16 protein-coding genes are annotated in these 16079 nt (G+C 70.4%); 3 read left to right on the plus strand and 13 right to left on the minus strand.

Annotated features, from left to right (window positions below):
• Positions 1-96: 96 nt before the first annotated feature.
• The 13 genes from AC07FK_RS19695 to AC07FK_RS19755 all read right to left on the minus strand — a co-directional run bounded on the left by AC07FK_RS19695 (position 97) and on the right by AC07FK_RS19755 (position 11780).
• Positions 97-1536, minus strand: a complete 1440-nt coding sequence (locus tag AC07FK_RS19695; protein ID WP_479106165.1) for a nucleobase:cation symporter-2 family protein — start codon at positions 1534-1536, stop codon at positions 97-99.
• 271 nt (positions 1537-1807) lie between these two features.
• The gene (locus AC07FK_RS19700; protein ID WP_479106166.1) at positions 1808-3193 is read right to left on the minus strand and encodes an 8-oxoguanine deaminase; all 1386 of its coding nucleotides are present in this window, start codon (positions 3191-3193) and stop codon (positions 1808-1810) included.
• A gap of 39 nt (positions 3194-3232) precedes the next feature.
• On the minus strand, positions 3233-4648 hold the full coding sequence (locus AC07FK_RS19705; RefSeq protein ID WP_479106167.1) for a nucleobase:cation symporter-2 family protein: 1416 nt from the start codon (positions 4646-4648) through the stop codon (positions 3233-3235).
• A gap of 71 nt (positions 4649-4719) precedes the next feature.
• Complete coding sequence (pucL, locus tag AC07FK_RS19710; protein WP_479106168.1) at positions 4720-5643, minus strand: factor-independent urate hydroxylase; 924 nt, start codon at positions 5641-5643, stop codon at positions 4720-4722.
• A gap of 7 nt (positions 5644-5650) precedes the next feature.
• The gene (uraH, locus tag AC07FK_RS19715; protein WP_479106169.1) at positions 5651-6040 is read right to left on the minus strand and encodes a hydroxyisourate hydrolase; all 390 of its coding nucleotides are present in this window, start codon (positions 6038-6040) and stop codon (positions 5651-5653) included.
• Between the two features lie 5 nt (positions 6041-6045).
• On the minus strand, positions 6046-6552 hold the full coding sequence (gene uraD / locus AC07FK_RS19720) for a 2-oxo-4-hydroxy-4-carboxy-5-ureidoimidazoline decarboxylase (RefSeq protein WP_479106170.1): 507 nt from the start codon (positions 6550-6552) through the stop codon (positions 6046-6048).
• A 170-nt stretch (positions 6553-6722) separates the two neighbouring features.
• Positions 6723-7043: a helix-turn-helix domain-containing protein gene (locus AC07FK_RS19725; RefSeq protein WP_453402867.1), complete on the minus strand. Its 321-nt coding sequence runs from the start codon at positions 7041-7043 to the stop codon at positions 6723-6725.
• Positions 7044-7105: 62 nt separating this feature from the next.
• The gene (locus tag AC07FK_RS19730) at positions 7106-7357 is read right to left on the minus strand and encodes a hypothetical protein (protein WP_479106207.1); all 252 of its coding nucleotides are present in this window, start codon (positions 7355-7357) and stop codon (positions 7106-7108) included.
• Positions 7358-7393: 36 nt separating this feature from the next.
• Positions 7394-8641 (minus strand): ABC transporter permease, encoded by a 1248-nt coding sequence (locus AC07FK_RS19735; RefSeq protein ID WP_479106171.1) that lies wholly within the window; start codon positions 8639-8641, stop codon positions 7394-7396.
• Positions 8638-9408 (minus strand): ABC transporter ATP-binding protein, encoded by a 771-nt coding sequence (locus AC07FK_RS19740; protein ID WP_479106172.1) that lies wholly within the window; start codon positions 9406-9408, stop codon positions 8638-8640. The genes AC07FK_RS19735 and AC07FK_RS19740 overlap by 4 nt, the downstream gene beginning before the upstream one ends.
• The gene (locus tag AC07FK_RS19745) at positions 9405-10583 is read right to left on the minus strand and encodes a peptidoglycan-binding protein (RefSeq protein WP_479106173.1); all 1179 of its coding nucleotides are present in this window, start codon (positions 10581-10583) and stop codon (positions 9405-9407) included. The genes AC07FK_RS19740 and AC07FK_RS19745 overlap by 4 nt, the downstream gene beginning before the upstream one ends.
• Positions 10584-10591: 8 nt before the next feature.
• The gene (locus AC07FK_RS19750; RefSeq protein WP_479106174.1) at positions 10592-11116 is read right to left on the minus strand and encodes a hypothetical protein; all 525 of its coding nucleotides are present in this window, start codon (positions 11114-11116) and stop codon (positions 10592-10594) included.
• Between the two features lie 244 nt (positions 11117-11360).
• A complete protein-coding gene (locus AC07FK_RS19755; protein WP_479106175.1) occupies positions 11361-11780 on the minus strand; it encodes a hypothetical protein in 420 nt (139 codons plus the stop codon).
• A gap of 464 nt (positions 11781-12244) precedes the next feature.
• On the opposite strand from AC07FK_RS19755, the gene AC07FK_RS19760 reads away from it, so the two are divergent.
• From AC07FK_RS19760 to AC07FK_RS19770, 3 genes are all read left to right on the plus strand, one after another.
• Complete coding sequence (locus AC07FK_RS19760; RefSeq protein WP_479106176.1) at positions 12245-13066, plus strand: TIM barrel protein; 822 nt, start codon at positions 12245-12247, stop codon at positions 13064-13066.
• Between the two features lie 49 nt (positions 13067-13115).
• The gene (locus tag AC07FK_RS19765) at positions 13116-14021 is read left to right on the plus strand and encodes a 2-hydroxy-3-oxopropionate reductase (RefSeq protein WP_479106177.1); all 906 of its coding nucleotides are present in this window, start codon (positions 13116-13118) and stop codon (positions 14019-14021) included.
• A gap of 196 nt (positions 14022-14217) precedes the next feature.
• Complete coding sequence (locus tag AC07FK_RS19770; protein ID WP_479106178.1) at positions 14218-15675, plus strand: catalase; 1458 nt, start codon at positions 14218-14220, stop codon at positions 15673-15675.
• Positions 15676-16079: the final 404 nt, after the last annotated feature.

Genomic DNA, 16079 nt, shown 5'->3' on the forward strand with positions numbered 1-16079 from the left:
CCCATCTTTTCCTCACGCCCCACAACCCCCCCCCCCTCCCCCCCCCACCCCCCCCCCCCCCCCCCCCCCCCCCCCCCCCCCCCCGCGGCCGCCGTGTCAGTGGGCGGTGGCCGGGATCTGGTCCGGGATCTCCGGGTGGGTGGGGGGCTCCTCCTCGCCGGCCCTCTTTCCGAGGTGGTTGAAGGCCAGGTTGAGGACGATGGCGACCACGCACCCGGTGCTGATGCCGGAGTCGAGGACGACCAGCAGGTCCTCGGGGAAGGCGTGGTAGAAGGTCGGCGCGGCGATCGGGATGAGGCCGATGCCGAGGGCCGCGGCGACGATCAGCGCGTTCTCGCCCTTCTCCAGCGCGGCGGTGGCGAGGGTCTGGACGCCGCTCGCCGCGACCGTGCCGAAGAGCACGATTCCGGCGCCGCCGAGCACCGGCAGCGGTACGAGGGCGATCACGGAGGCCAGCACCGGGCACAGGCCCAGCAGGATCAGGATGCCCCCGCCGGTGGCGACGACGAACCGGCTGCGGACCTTCGTCATGGCGACCAGGCCGATGTTCTGCGCGAAGGCGCTGCACATGAAGCCGTTGAACAGGGGGCTGATCGCACTGCCGAGGGTGTCGGCCCGCAGACCGCCCTCGATGGTCTTCTCGTCGGCCGGGCGGCCGACGATCTTGCCGAGGGCGAGCATGTCGGCCGTGGACTCCGTCATGCAGACCAGCATCACGATGCACATGGAGATGATCGCGGCGATCTCGAACTGCGGGGCGCCGAAGTGGAGGGGGGTCGGGAAGCCGACCAGGTCGGCGTTCTTTATGGCGTCGAAGTTCGTGATGCCCACGGGGATCGCGATGAGCGTGCCGGCGACCAGGCCGAGGAGGATCGCGATCTGCTGGAGGAAGCCGCGCAGGAGTTTGCGCAGGGCGAGGACGATGACGAAGGTGACCGCGGCCATGCCGATGTTGGTCATCGAGCCGTAGTCGTCGGCCTGGGGGTTGCCGCCCTGGGACCAGTTGAACGCGACCGGCAGCAGGGACACACCGATCAGGGTGATGACGGTGCCGGTGACGACGGGTGGGAAGAAGCGGACGAGCTTGCAGAAGTACGGGGCCGCGAAGAAGCCCAGGACTCCGGCGACGATGATCGCTCCGAAGATGATAGGGATCGCGTTGTCGCCCTCGCCCTTGCCGATGGCGATCATCGGGGTCACTCCGGCGAACGAGACGCCGTTGACGAAGGGCAGCTTGGCGCCGATCTTCCAGAACCCGAGGGTCTGGAGCAGCGTGGCTATGCCCGCGGTGAAGAGGCTGGCCCCCATGAGGAAGGCCGTCTCCTTGGCGTCGAGCCCCACGGCGGGGCCGACGATCATCGGAGGGGCCACCACGCCCGCGTACATCGCGGCCACGTGCTGGAGGCCGCTGGTGAACATCTTGCCGGGCGGGAGTTTCTCGTCGACCGGATGCTTCGGTTCGGAGCCGGACGGGGGTCCGGACTGGGGGTCGGATTCGGCGGATGCAGCTTTGCGAAACCTGGGCTTGGCGGCCACGGCGGTTCCTCCGGTCGGTTACACGCCAGCGCGGACGTGGATGTCTTGGAGGTGGTGCGGAGTGGGGCGTTGGAGCAGGTGGAGCAGACGTGCATGTCGCATGGGGGGTGTGGCGGAGCGGCGGGGCCGCGCCCGGTGACGTGTGATCACCGTCCCCGGGGGTGCGGGCACTTGGGCGCGCACCCCCGGGCACAGCTGCCGTGGACCCCGCTCGGGCCCGCGGCCGCCGGCTGAGGGCCGTCCCCCTCAGCCGGACTTCCAGGGGGGACGGTCAGCCCTGCGCGACGATGCGCGCGAGGCGCTGCGCCTCGGTCCGCGCGTCCCGTGCGACGGCTTCCTCGTCCACCGTGACCAGGTGGTTGTCCTCGACGACGGGCTTGCCGTTGACGAGCGACAGGGTGACCGGGGCCGCGGCGCCGAAGACGATCGCGGTGACCGGGTCGGCGATGGTGGAGTGACCGAGTCCGTCGATCTTCCACATCACCAGGTCGGCGAGCTTGCCGGCCTCGAGCGAACCGATCTGGTCCGCGCGGCCGAGCACCTGGGCGCCGCCGTAGGTGCCGAGGCGCAGCGCCTGGCGGGCGTTGAGCGCGGCCTCGCGGTGCGCGCCGAGGCGGTTGATCAGCAGCGCGTTGCGGAGCTCGGTGTGCAGCTCGCCCGACTCGTTGGACGCCGTGCCGTCGACGCCGAGGCCGACCGGCACGCCGGCGGCCAGCATGTCCGGTACGCGGGCGATGCCGGCCGCGAGGCGGGCGTTGGAGGACGGGCAGTGGGCGACGCCCGTGCCCGTACGGGCGAAGGCGGCGATGTCGGAGTCGTTCATGTGGACGCAGTGGGCCATCCACACGTCGCTGCCGAGCCAGCCGGTCGACTCGAAGTAGTCGGTCGGGCCCATGCCGAACAGTTCCTTGCAGAACTGCTCCTCCTCGACCGTCTCACTGCCGTGGGTGTGCAGGCGCACCCCGAGGCGGCGGGCCAGTTCGGCGCCCTGCTTCATGAGTTCGGTGGAGACGGAGAACGGCGAGCAGGGGGCGACGGCCACCTGCGTCATCGCGTCGAAGGAGGCGTCGTGGTGCTTCTTGACGGTCTCCTCGGTCGCGGCGAGAGCGCCTTCGAGGGTCTCGACGGCGAAGTCCGGCGGCAGGCCGCCGTCCTTCTCGCTGCGGTCCATGGAGCCACGGGCGAGGGTGAAGCGTACGCCCATGTCGGAAGCGGCGCCGATGACCGCGCCGGACAGGTCGCCCGAGCCCTTGGGGAAGACGTAGTGGTGGTCCATCGCGGTGGTGACGCCGCCGCGGGCCATCATCGCCAGCGAGCCCTGGGCCGCCGCCTTCACCATGGCCTCGTCGATGCGCGCCCAGGTCGGGTACAGCGCGACCAGCCAGTTGAAGAGGTTGTGGTCGGTGGCCAGACCGCGGGTGATCCACTGGTAGAAGTGGTGGTGGGTGTTGACCAGGCCGGGCGTCACCAGGTGGCCCGTGCCGTCGATCCGGCGTACGACGTTGTCCAGGCCCTCGGGGGCCTTGCCGGCGCCGATCGACTCGATGCGGTTGCCGGCCACCACGACGTGACCCGAGGCGTACTCGGTGTCGTTGGCGTCTACGGTGGCGATGGCACAGTTCTCGATGATGGTGCGCGCGGCTGCCGATGCTGCCATGGTGCGTCCTTCTCTCAGTGATGTGGGCACGGCAGGACCCTAGGAGGATTTGAGTGCCGCAGCCGCGTGGCTCCGGGTGCCGAGATGGTGAAAGAACAGGTTGAGCAGGACCGCGACCAGGGCGCCGGCACTGATTCCGGAGCCGAGCACGGTCTGGGCCCAGGCGGGGAAGTCCGTGTAGAACGTGGGCGCGGCGAGCGGGACGATGCCCGCGCCGAGCGCGACCGCCACGAGGATGATGTTGGAGCTGTCGTCCAGTCCGGCCTCGGAGAGCGTACGGATGCCGCTGACCGCGATCGAGCCGAAGAGGACGATGCCCGCGCCGCCGAGTACCGGCATCGGGACGGTGGAGACGACCGCCCCGAGCACCGGGAAGGCGCCGAGGACCAGGAGCGCCCCGCCGGCCACGGCGACGACGTACCGGCTGCGTACGCGGGTGAGCGTGACGACGCCGACGTTCTGGGCGAACGCGCTGGTCGGAAAACCGCCGAAGACCGGACCGAACAGGGTCGCGATGCCGTCGGTGCGCAGACCGCGGGTGATGGTTCGCCCGTCGGTCCTGCGGTCGCAGATCTCACCGAGTGCGAGCATGCCGGCCGACGACTCGGTCATCAGGACGAGCATCACGATGCACAGCGACAGGATCGCGGCGGGGTGGAACTCGGGGGCGCCGAACGCGAAGGGTGCGGGCAGCGCCGCGACCGGCGCGGACCTCAGGGCGCTGAAGTCCGCCATCCCGAAGGGGATCGCGGCGAGGGTGCCGACGACCATGCCGAGCAGCAGCGCGACCTGCTTGACGAAACCTTTCCCGAAGCGCTGGACGAGCAGCACCACCACCAGGGTGAAGGCGGCCAGGGCCAGGTACTTCATGGCGCCGAAGTCGGCGGCGGTCCGGTCGCCGCCCTGGGCCCACGTGACGGGCACGGGCATCAGTGTGACGCCGATGAGCGTGATGACTACGCCGGTGACCAGGGGCGGGAAGAAGCGGAGCAGCCGGCCGAAGAAGGGTCCGACGGCGAGGCAGAAGACTCCGGCGACCATCACCGCGCCGTAGATCGCGGGGAGCTGGTGCCCGGGGGCGCTGGTCTCGGCGATGGCGAGCATCGGGGCGATGCCGGCCGAGGAGGCGGCGTTGACGAACGGCAGCCGGTTTCCGGCGAAGCCTCCGATGCCGATGGTCTGCAGGATGGTGGCGAGACCGGCGATGAGCAGACTGGCGGCGATCAGCCGGGTCATGCCCGCGGCGTCCAGGCCGACGGCCTGGCCGATGATGAGCGGAGGGGTGACGACGCCCGCGTACATGGCGGCGATGTGCTGGAGCGCGGCGGGGACGAGCCGCGAGGTGGAGAGCTTCTCGTCCACCGGGTGGACGACCGGATCGACGACCGGTGCTGCCGGTGGGACGGAACACGGGCCGTCGACTGCTTCTGCCGGCCCCGTTGCAGGCTGTGCCATGGGGGGTTCCCTCCGGTCCGGTGCGCCCCCGCCCTACTGCTCGGGGCGGGCGGGGGCGTACCGGTCCCGCGTCAGAGGTTGGTCATGTCGACCGGGATCTTCGGCTCGACGCCGTCCCGCAGGATGGTGGCCTCGATGAGGCCGTACGGGCGGTCGGCGGCGAAGTAGACCTCGTTGTCGTTCTTCAGCCCGAAGGGCTCGAGGTCGACCAGGAAGTGGTGGTTGTTCGGCAGCGAGAAGCGGATCTCGTCGATCTCGCTCCGGCTGTTGATGACGCGCGAACCCATCTGGTACAGGGTCTGCTGGAGCGAGAGCGAGTACGTCTCGGCGAAGGCCTGGAGGATGTGCTTCTTGGCCTGCGCGTACGACTTCTCCCAGTTGGGCATCCGGTCTTCGTCGCTGGTCCAGTTGTAGCGCCAGACAGAGGCGACGTCGGTGCACAGGATGCGGTCGTACGCCTCCTTGAGCGTCGTGTACCGGTCCTTGACGTAGCCCCAGAACTCCGAGTTCGTGGAGTTCATGACCGTGAGGTCCTTGAGGCCGGAGAGGACCTCCCAGTTCTCACCGTCGAAGGTGATCTGCGTGGTGCGCAGCTCCTGGCCCTGACGGACGAAGGAGTGGTTGACCTCGTCGGAACCGATGAACTTGGAGTTGTTGTCCGAGGTCGCGATGCGGTCCCAGGCGTACTCCTCGATCCGGATCCGGGCGCGCTTGATCGGCTCCTGCGACGTCACGAAGTGGCGCGCGAGGTGGATGCCGAACTGCTCGGCGGACTCGATGCCGTACTCCTTGGCGAACGCGTACACCGTGTTCTTGGTGGTGTCCGTCGGCAGGACGTTCGCGTTGGATCCGGAGTAGTGCACGTCGTCCATGTCGCCGGAGAGGGCGACGGAGACGTTCAGGTCCTTGATGTGGTGGGTGTCGCCGTCCCGCGTGATCTTGACGACGCGGTTCTCTGCTTTGCCGTACTGGTTCTGGCCGAGAATCGTGGGCATGTCGGTGCTAGCTCCCTCGGTATACGGAGTAGCCGAACGGGTTGAGCAGCAGCGGTACGTGGAAGTGTTCGCCCGGTACGACGGCGAACGTGATCGCCACCTCCGGGAAGAACGCGCCGCTGTCCCTTACGCGGGGGGCGTCCTGCTGTGCCTCGGCTTGCTTCTTGGAGAAGTACGCCTCGGTCTCGAAGTCGAGACGTACGTGGGTCGTGCCTTCCGGCAGGGCCGGCAGGTCCTTGCAGCGCCCGTCCGCGTCGGTCGCGGACCCGCCGAGTGCCACCCACTCGGCGTCACTGCCGCTGCGGGCGGTGAGCGAGATGGCGACGCCCTCGGCGGGGCGTCCGATGCTGGTGTCCAGGATGTGGGTGGACACCGAAGCAGTGGTCGCGGTGCTCATAGTGCTCAGTCCTCTTCTGCGAGACGGGTCAGCCGGATTCGGTTGATCTTCCCGAGTTCGGTGCGCACGATCTCGCGCTCCTCCTCGGCGGTGTTGCCGATCCGGTTCCGCATCGCGTCACGCATCTGCTCACCGGTCGCACCGGTGGCGCAGATCAGAAAGACATGTCCGAACTTGTCCTGGTAGGCCAGGTTCAGTTCGAGCATCTCGGCTTTCAGTTCCTCGGACGCTCCGGCCATCCCCCGCTGTTCGCGGGCGGACGTCGGGTCACCGGGCTTCGGCCGGCCGATCGGCGCGTGGCCCGCCATCGCTTCGGCCAGATCCTCGGCGGTCAGTTCGGCCATGGCGGCGTCGCTGGCGAGGAAGAGGTCTTCTGCGGTGGCGTACGGGCGCTGGGCGAGCATCTTGCTCCCCCACGCCGAGCTGGCGCACACCTCGTGCAGCGCGGCCGAGGCCGCACTGTCCGCCGAGGTGTTGAACCGGGCGAGGCCCGGTGTCGAACCTGAAGTCACGGGAGCCTCCGTGGCCTTGTGCTGGACGGGCTGGGCATAGCTAACGCCCTCAGGAACAGCGCGTCAACACTTTGTTGAAATCTCGCGAACGCAAAAGCCGCCGACCCGTTGTCCGGACGGCGGCCCACGCGAATGATCGATCAAATATGCCCACCTTGTGGACAGCCCGGCTAGTCGCTCTTGCTGCCGTTTTCCCTGTTCAGGTAGTTGTAGACGGTGAAGCGGCTGACGCCGAGCGCGCTCGCCACCGTCTCCACCCCGTGCCGTACGGAGAACGCCCCGCGCGCCTCCAGGACCCGTACGACCGACTGCTTCTCCTTGCGCTCCAGCTCCGACAGCGGCATGCCGTGCCGCCGCTCCATGGCCGCGAGGATGTGGTCGAGGGAGTCCGAGAGCTGCGGAAGCCGTACGGCGACGACGTCGCGGCCCTCCCAGGCCAGCACCACGTCGTCGCCGCGCGCCTGCTCCGGCACCATCATCTCGCCGCCCATGGCGTCGACCAGCGGCTTGACCGCGGTGACGAAGGGGTGGTCCTCGGGTCCGCCGGGCTCGCTCACTTCTCGTCCTCCCCGATCACGTTGACCTGCAACGAGACCCGGGTGGCCCCCGCGTCCAGGGACCTGCGCAGCAGCGCGTCGACGGCGGTCAGCACCGCGTCCGCGCCGCCCTCCGCGGTGTTCCCGAACGGGCCCACGTCCACAGCGTCCAGCTCGGCCACCTGGATGACCTCGCGGGCAGCCAGCGCGTGCGCCGGCGCCTCGTCGAGGTCGAAGGGCTCGGTCGTGAACTCCACTCTCAATCGCACCATGCCCCCACGGTACTGGCGGGGACCACGGGCGCGTCAGCCGGTCGCCAGAGCCGTCGTCGGCGAGACCCGCGCGGCGCGCATCGCCGGGTACAGCCCGGCCACGGCACCGATGACCAGGGTGCCCGCCGCGCCCGCCAGCACCACGCTCGCGGGCAGCGCCACCGGCCAGCCGCGGTGACCGGCGTACGCCGTGGTGATCAGCAGCCCGAGGGCGGCGCCGCCGCATCCGCCGAGGCCGGAGAGCACCAGGGACTCGGTGAAGAACTGGTTGCGGACCTGGCCGCGGGTGGCCCCGAGGGCCCGGCGCAAGCCGATCTCGCCGCGCCGCTCCAGCACCGCGATGACCATGGTGTTGGCCACGCCGATCCCGCCGACCAGCAGCGCGACCGCCCCGATGCCCAGCAGCAGCCCGGTGAACGCCTCGTCGGCGGCGAGCTTCGCGGCGAGCGCGTCGGAGGGGCGGGCGACCCGCACCGCGTCGGGCTGCTCGGGATTGACCGTACGGGCGAGGACGTCCCGTACGTCGCCCACGGCGTTCTCGTCGGCCCGCACGTAGACGGCGGTGGGGTGGCCGTCGAAGCCCAGGGTCCGCTCGGCGGCGGCGAAGCCGATCAGGGCCGCGCTGTTCAGTTCGGGCGCGAGGACGACCGGCTCGATGACCCCGACCACCGTGAACGGGTGGCCGCCGATCTCGACCTGGACGTCGGGATGGGCGCGTACGACGCCCAGCCTGCGGGCCGTGGCGGACCCGAGGACGACCGCCGGGTACTCGGCGGTGGCCCGGTTCAGCCAGGTGCCGCTGGAGGTGCGCACGCCCAGGGTGGCCAGCAGGTCGGGGTGGGCGGCGAAGACCTCCAGGGCGTTGGTCTCCTCGCGGGGGATCAGATCGGAGCGGTACACCTCGGCGTCGACCCTGCCGACGGCGCTCACCTCGCTGACCGGCGGAACGCGCCGCACGGTCGCGCTCACACCGGCGGGGAACTTCGCCTCCCCGCCGGTCAGCGACTCCCCCGCCTCGGCGTGCAGCAGGTTGGTGCCCAGGGTGTCGAGGGTGGCCTGGAGTTCGGCGCGGCTGGAGGTAGAGATGCCCACCACGGCGACCATGGCGGCGATGCCGATGGAGATGCCCGCTGCGGACAGGACGGCCCGCAGGGGCTTCGCGCGGAGCCCGGACAGGCTGAGCCGCAGGACGTCGAGCGGGCCGAGACGGGCGGGGCGGAGCCGGGGGCGGGACGGGCCGGCGGGCGAGGGAGCCGTGGGCGGCGGGCCGGGCGGGGTCATCGGGGGGCCTCCTGGGCGGTGCGGGGGGCCGCGCCGCGGCTGTCCTCGACCAGCCGTCCGTCGCGCATGACCACGCGGCGCGGCAGTCGGGCGGCGAGGTCCGTGTCGTGGGTGATGACGACGACGGTCGTGCCGTCGGCGTTGAGTTCCCGCAGCAGCTCGACGACGAGCGCCCCGGACGCGGTGTCGAGCGACCCGGTGGGTTCGTCGGCGAGCAGCAGGGAGGGGCGGCCGGCCACCGCGCGGGCCAGGGCGACACGCTGGCGCTCGCCGCCGGACAGCTCGTGCGGGCGGTGCCGCAGCCGGTGGCCGAGGCCCACCCGGCGCAGGCTCGCGACGGCGGCCGCGGTCCGGGCCCGCCGGGACAGTCCGGCGTACAGCAGCCCCTCGGCCACGTTGTCGACCGCGCTCACGCCCTGGGTCAGGAAGAACTGCTGGAAGACGAAGCCGATGTGCTCGGCCCGCAGCGCGGACGACTGGCGGTCGGACAGCCGGTCCACGGGGTAACCCGCGATGCGGACCCGCCCCGCGGTGGGCCGGTCGAGCGTGCCGATGAGGTTGAGCAGCGTGGACTTGCCGGACCCGGAGGGGCCGACCACGGCGAGGAGCTCGCCGGGCAGGACCCGCAGGGACAGATCGCGGACGGCGTGCACGGGCGGGGCGCCGGGGTAACTGCGGGTCACCGCGGCCAGGTCGACGACTGGCTCGGCCGCGCCCGCCCCCGGCTCGGCGGCGGGCGCGTTCGGGGACTCGCTGACGGCGTTCACAGCGCGGGGGTCCCGACCCTGAGGCCCTCGGTGAGGCCGGGGCCCGAGACCTCGACGCGGCCGCCGCTGAACAGGCCCGTCGTGACCCGCAGGATGCGGCCCGGGTCGCCGGGGCCGTCCCCGGCGACCTGCACGCCGTACCCGCCCTCGCGCAGGGCGAGCAGCGCGGCGACGGGCACGGACAGGACGGCGCGGCGCCGCTCGTTCTCGGCCTCGACGCGGACCGGCGCGTACGTCAGTGATCCGGCGGCCTTCTGGTCGGCCAGGGCGATCCGCACGGTGACGGTGCGGTCGCCGCCCTGGCCCTGTCCGCCGCCCCCTCCGTCTCCCCCGCCGTCGTCGTCACCGCCCTTGTCGCCCCCGCCGCCGGTGGTGACGACGGTGCCGACCGACGTCACCCGGCCCGCGACCGGCTCGTCGCGGCCCGGGAGGGTGACGGTGACCTTCTTGCCCACGGACAGCAGGCGCTGCTGGGACATGGTGGCCTTGACCGTCACGGTCCGTTCGGCCCTGGTCGTGACCACGACGGGGCTGCCGTTCCGCGCCTCGTCGCCCGGTTCGCGGTCGGTCGCCCCGGCCCGTACGGCCTGCCGGGCGAACAGGACGCGGCCGAGTTCCAGGCGGCCGGTCTGCGGCAGCCCGAGGGAGCGCTGCCAGCGTTTCACCGCGTACGCCGTGTTGCCGGTGTACGTCTCGTCCACCGTGAAGCCGGTGTGGCCGAGGGCGGCGAGGTTCTTCTCCAGCTGGCGTACGTCGCCTCCGTCGGACATGCCGGGTGCGAAGGCCCGGTAGGCGGGGATCCGCCCGTACAGCAGCACCACGGGCTTCTCGTCGACGCGGTAGAGGACCTCCCCCCGGGAGACGGTCGCTCCGGGGCGGGCCGTCCAGGTCACGGTGCCGGTCAGGCGGTTGGGCAGGTACACCTCGTCGGCGTACTCCAGCGTCCCGTCCAGGGTCTCCTTCGCCGCCAGGTCGCCGCGGGTCACGGGGGCGGTGGCGGCGGCCGGCGGGAGCTCCGGCGGGGGCGCTCCGTCGGCGCGGTCGCGGACCACGACGACCGCCGCCGCGCCGGCGGTCAGCACGACCACGCAGGAGACGATGAGCCGGCGGGCACGGCGGGGACGCGGCGGCAGGTCCTGGGACTCACCCTCGGCCGGGGTCGCGGCCGTCGTCATGCCGGCTGTCACCGCCCGGCACCCGGCACCGGGCCGGCTTCCTTGTAGCACTCCTTCGACGCCTTCTCGTGCGCCGCGCGCTGGTCCTCCGCGACGTTTCCGATCTTGAAGCCCTTGTCGCGCAGACAGCGTTCGACCTTGAGGCGCCACACCTTCTGCTCCTCGGTCTCCTTGCCGCCGCCGGCCGCCCCGCCGCCGCCGCTGCCGCCCGCGTCCATGTACTGCTTGCAGGCGTTCTGCGCCTTGCTGATCTTGGCCTGGTCCTGGGTGTCCGTGACCTGGATGGAGACGTTCCCGTTGGTCTCGGGGTCGTCGACCTCGATGTCGTTCTCGCGCAGGCACCGTACGAACTTGAGCACGTCGGCGTCCGGATCACCGGCGCCGGGCTTTTCTGCCGTGCTTCCGGCCGACGGCTCACCGCCGGCGGACGGTACGTCCTTTTTCTCGCCCCCGCCGCATCCGGTCAGCAGAGCGAGCGGAAGGAGTACGGCGAGAGAAGAGACGCCCAGCCGGGCTAAAGGTTGCAGTTTCAACGTGAGCTCCCTCGTCGAATTCGGGTGTGTCCCATGAATAGCAAGCCGGCCCGGAGAGATCGCTGAGAGATTTATGAGATTCACCTGAGAAGAACGGGAAGTGATCATTCCTTCGGCGCACGCCTTCGAGCGAACTCACCGAAACACGGGAAAAACGCGGGAAAGCCGAATCCAGGACCGTACGAACGGTCGTGGATTCGGCCTTCGTCAGGCGGAGCCGCCCGGCCGCGCCGGGCGGCGGGGATCAGCCGCCGATCGAGCCGCCCCAGACGGCGTTGGTGCCGGAGGGGCAGGTCAGCGTGTGGTTCCAGGTGCCGTAGTAGTACGTGCCGAAGGTGTACCGGTAGCCGTTCGAGCAGTCCACGTAGACCCGGTAGCCGTTGCCGGAGCAGGTCATGTAGAAGTTTCTGCCGGAGCGGCTGCCGTTCCAGCAGCTGGCGTTGATGTTCACGTCACCCTCGGACGCCGCCGCGGCGCCGCCCGCCTTGCTGAGGGACTTCGTGCCCACGCCCGACTTGACCTGCCCCTTCGACGACTGCGAGCTGGAAACCGCCTGGCCGTCCCCCGTTGAAGCCGCGCTTGCGGCGGGCGCGATGCCCACCCCGGCGCCCAGCATCAGCATGGCGCCGGCCCCGACGAGACCCAGATTTTTGCGGATCGTCATCATTTCCCCATTCAACGCGTCTTGTTGAACCGTTGCCCACTCGGTGAGCGAGCGACGCGATTCTGCTCGGGGCATTGAGGGCGTGTCAATTCTCATTTCCTTCTCATGAAGGCGCCCCGCAGTGCGAATAAGTCATTCCGCAAAGGTCCAGGCCACACCGCGGGCGGCGGACGCGAAAACCTGTTCCCGCCGGTAAAGAACCCGGCGGGGAAAATGAACTATGCATTCCCTGTGCGGCCCCTGTGAGTCGCGGCCGGATATCGGCCATATGCAGACCGGTCGTGGCGGAAGGCGGCCCGTCGCGTCTCGGCCACCCCCTCCGGCACCCCCGCCCCGGCAGCACCCCGAGCACCTCCGAGGCGTCCGGCCCGGCCGTGCCCTCTTGACAGGTCTCCGTGCCACCATGCAACATTCCATCAGGCAGAAAACAACTTCCGCGATACGGAAGGAGCGCCGAAACCCTCATGGGCTACACGGACCAGCGCTTCGATGTGAACCTCTCGATCCTCTTCACGGAACTCCCGCTCCTGGAGCGCCCGGCGGCCGCCGCCGCGGCAGGCTTCAAAGCGGTCGAGCTGTGGTGGCCCTGGATCGAGACCCCCACCCCCGACCAGGCCGAGCTCGACGCCCTCAAGAAGGCGCTCGACGAGGCCGGCACCCAGCTGGTCGGCCTGAACTTCTACGCCGGACAGCTTCCCGGCCCGGACCGCGGCGCCCTCTCCGTGCCCGGCGAGGAGTCGGACCGCTTCCGCGCCAACATCGATGTGGCGGCGGACTTCGCCGCTTCGGTCGGCTGCAAGGCGCTCAACGCGCTCTACGGCAACCGCGTGGACGGCGTCGACCCGGCTGTCCAGGACGAGCTCGCCCTGGAGAACCTGGTGGTGGCCGCCCGCGCCGCCGACCGGGTGGGCGCGATCCTTCTGATCGAGACCCTCAACAAGCCGGAGTCGCCGCTCTACCCGCTGGTGAGCGCGCCGGCCGGCATCGAGATCGTCGACAAGGTCAACGAGGCCACCGGGCTCGGCAACGCCAAGTTCCTCCTCGACATCTACCACCTGTCGATGAACGGCGAGAACCTCCCCGACGTGATCGCGGAGTACGCCGGCAAGACCGGCCACGTGCAGATCGCCGACAACCCCGGGCGCGGCGCGCCCGGCACGGGCGACCTGCCGCTGGAAGAGCTGCTCGACCAGCTCAGGAACGCCGGTTACGACGGCTGGGTGGGCCTGGAGTACAAGCCCGGCGACCGCCCGAGCGCCGAAGCCTTCGGCTGGCTCTCGAACTGACCATTTTTGCGCGTGTGTTGAAGCGCGTGTGTTGAAAGAGGCACCCATCATGAGCAACCCCACCTCCCTCCCGTCGATTGGCTTCATCGGCCTCGGCATCATGGGCTCGCCCATGTCCGAGAACCTGCTGAAGGCGGGTTACGACGTCACCGGCTACACCCTTGAGCAGCCCAAGATCGACCGCCTCGTCGCCGCCGGCGGCAAGGGCGCGTCCTCGATCGCCGAGGCCGTCAGGGACGCCGACGTCATCATCACGATGGTGCCCGCCTCGCCGCAGGTCGAGGCGATCGCGTACGGTCCGGACGGCATCCTGGAGAACGCCAAGAAGGGCGCCCTCCTGATCGACATGTCCTCGATCACCCCGCAGACCTCCGTGGACCTGGGCAAGGCCGGCGCCGAGAAGGGCCTGCGCGTCCTGGACGCCCCGGTCTCCGGCGGCGAGGCCGGCGCGATCGAGGCCGTGCTCTCCATCATGGTCGGCGGTTCGCAGGAGGACTTCGAGTCCGCCAAGCCGGTGCTCGAAGCGCTCGGCAAGACCATCGTCCTGTGCGGTCCGCACGGCTCCGGCCAGACGGTGAAGGCCGCGAACCAGCTGATCGTCGCGGTCAACATCCAGGCGTGCGCCGAGGCCGTCGTCTTCCTGGAGAAGTCGGGCGTGGACCTGACCGCCGCTCTCGACGTCCTCAACGGCGGACTGGCCGGCTCGACCGTCCTGACCCGCAAGAAGGACAACTTCCTCAACCGGGACTTCGCCCCCGGCTTCCGGATCGACCTGCACCACAAGGACATGGGCATCGTCACCGACGCCGCCCGCAACGTCGGTGCGGCGCTCCCCGTCGGCGCGGTCGTGGCCCAGCTGGTCGCCTCGCTGCGCGCCCAGGGTGACGGTGGCCTGGACCACTCCGCCCTCCTGCGCGCCGTCGAGCGCCTCTCCGGTCAGCCCGTCCAGAGCTGACCACCCCGTGACTTCCGGGCTGCGGCAGCGCTGACACCTGTCCTGTCGCGCCCAGGCGCTGCCGCAGCCCGGATCCCATTTTTTTCGGTTCAGTCCGCGCCGATCCCTCTCTTCAACTTCAACAAACTGTTGACGTCACGCTCGGTGCGTACTTACGCTCCTCACGCCGCCAGCAGATTTCCGCAGGAAGGTCCCCATGTCGAAGCGTGTGCTCACGACCGAGTCAGGCGCCCCGGTCGCCGACAACCAGAATTCCGCCTCCGCCGGTGTCGGCGGCCCGCTCCTCATCCAGGACCAGCACCTGCTGGAGAAGCTGGCCCGGTTCAACCGTGAGCGCATCCCGGAGCGCGTCGTCCACGCCCGCGGTTCGGGCGCGTACGGCTACTTCGAGGTGACGGACGACGTCACCGGCTTCACCCGCGCCGCCTTCCTCGGCGAGGTGGGCAAGCGGACCGAGACGTTCATCCGCTTCTCCACCGTCGCGGACAGCCTCGGCGGCGCGGACGCGGTCCGCGACCCGCGCGGCTTCGCGCTGAAGTTCTACACCGAAGAGGGCAACTACGACCTCGTCGGCAACAACACCCCGGTGTTCTTCATCAAGGACCCGATCAAGTTCCCCGACTTCATCCACTCCCAGAAGCGCGACCCCTTCACGGGCAAGCAGGAGCCGGACAACGTCTGGGACTTCTGGGCGCACGCCCCCGAGGCGACGCACCAGATCACCTGGCTCATGGGCGACCGCGGCATCCCCGCCTCGTACCGACACATGAACGGCTACGGCTCGCACACCTACCAGTGGACGAACGCCGCGGGCGAGGCCTTCTTCGTCAAGTACCACTTCAAGACGAACCAGGGCATCCGCTGCCTCTCCTCCGAGCAGGCCGCCGAGCAGGTCGGCAAGGACGCCAACTCGCACCAGACGGACCTGCTGCAGGCCATCGAGCGCGGCGTCAACCCGTCCTGGACGCTGTACGTCCAGGTCATGCCGGCCTCCGAGGCCCCGGACTACCGCTTCAACCCGTTCGACCTCACCAAGGTGTGGCCGCACGCGGACTACCCGCTCCAGCGGGTCGGCCGGCTGGTCCTCGACCGCAACCCGGACAACGTCTTCGCCGAGGTCGAGCAGGCCGCGTTCTCCCCGAACAACTTCGTTCCGGGCATCGGCCCCTCGCCCGACAAGATGCTCCAGGGCCGGCTGTTCGCCTACGCGGACGCCCACCGCTACCGCCTCGGTGTGAACCACACCCAGCTGCCGGTGAACGCCCCCAAGGCCACCGTGGCGGACAACTACGGCCGCGACGGCGCCATGGCGACCCGTTACGGCTCGCGCTACGACAAGAACTACGAGCCCAACTCGTACGACGGTCCGGCGCAGACCGACGCGGCGCTCTCCGCCCCGCTGGCGCTGGCCGGCTGGACGGGCACGCACGCCGCCGCCGTCCACGTCAAGGACGACGACTTCTTCCAGGCCGGTGAGCTCTACCGCCTGATGTCGGCCGAGGAGAAGTCCCGCCTGATCGCGAACATCGCGGGCGGCCTGTCGCAGGTCAGCCGCGACGACGTGATCGAGAAGAACCTCGCGCACTTCCACGCCGCCGACGCCGACTACGGCAAGCGCGTCGAGGAAGCGGTCCGCGCCCTGCGCGAGGACTAGTCACCGAGACCGCGCGGCGGGCTTGACGGGAGGTCAGGCCCACCGCGCAGTCCGTACCGCCGGCCCGCATGAGGGGTGGTCGGCGATACGGACGGAAGGGTGCCGCGGCGGCGAGCGAGCCAGTGCGGTGGTCAAGGCCCAAGGAACGCCCTCCTCGACCTGAGGGGAGGACGCCCGAAGGCTCATCGCCCACCGCCGCGGAACCCCTTCCCCCCTCAGCTCCGCCCGGCGGTGCGAACGTCCTGTCGCGCCAGTCTCGTTCCGCCGGGCGGCATCAACTTCCCTGCCAGGGCGCGGGGGGGGGGGGGGGGGGGCCCCCCCCCCCCCCCCCCCCCCCCCCTTTCCCCCCACTCCCCCCCCTCCCCCCCACAAAAAACAGCCACACCCCCCCCCACACACCCACT

Source organism: Streptomyces sp. NPDC046122, from assembly GCF_056429965.1.

What these genes read in the sequence shown, in the direction of transcription:
- AC07FK_RS19700 (WP_479106166.1), bottom strand. Translation starts at nt 3,193, where the DNA reads ATGGCAGCATCGGCAGCCGCGCGCACCATCATCGAGAACTGTGCCATC.
- AC07FK_RS19705 (WP_479106167.1), bottom strand. Translation starts at nt 4,648, where the DNA reads ATGGCACAGCCTGCAACGGGGCCGGCAGAAGCAGTCGACGGCCCGTGT.
- pucL (WP_479106168.1), bottom strand. Translation starts at nt 5,643, where the DNA reads ATGCCCACGATTCTCGGCCAGAACCAGTACGGCAAAGCAGAGAACCGC.
- uraH (WP_479106169.1), bottom strand. Translation starts at nt 6,040, where the DNA reads ATGAGCACCGCGACCACTGCTTCGGTGTCCACCCACATCCTGGACACC.
- AC07FK_RS19725 (WP_453402867.1), bottom strand. Translation starts at nt 7,043, where the DNA reads ATGGGCGGCGAGATGATGGTGCCGGAGCAGGCGCGCGGCGACGACGTG.
- AC07FK_RS19735 (WP_479106171.1), bottom strand. Translation starts at nt 8,641, where the DNA reads ATGACCCCGCCCGGCCCGCCGCCCACGGCTCCCTCGCCCGCCGGCCCG.
- AC07FK_RS19745 (WP_479106173.1), bottom strand. Translation starts at nt 10,583, where the DNA reads ATGACGACGGCCGCGACCCCGGCCGAGGGTGAGTCCCAGGACCTGCCG.
- AC07FK_RS19755 (WP_479106175.1), bottom strand. Translation starts at nt 11,780, where the DNA reads ATGACGATCCGCAAAAATCTGGGTCTCGTCGGGGCCGGCGCCATGCTG.
- AC07FK_RS19760 (WP_479106176.1), top strand. Translation starts at nt 12,245, where the DNA reads ATGGGCTACACGGACCAGCGCTTCGATGTGAACCTCTCGATCCTCTTC.
- AC07FK_RS19765 (WP_479106177.1), top strand. Translation starts at nt 13,116, where the DNA reads ATGAGCAACCCCACCTCCCTCCCGTCGATTGGCTTCATCGGCCTCGGC.
- AC07FK_RS19770 (WP_479106178.1), top strand. Translation starts at nt 14,218, where the DNA reads ATGTCGAAGCGTGTGCTCACGACCGAGTCAGGCGCCCCGGTCGCCGAC.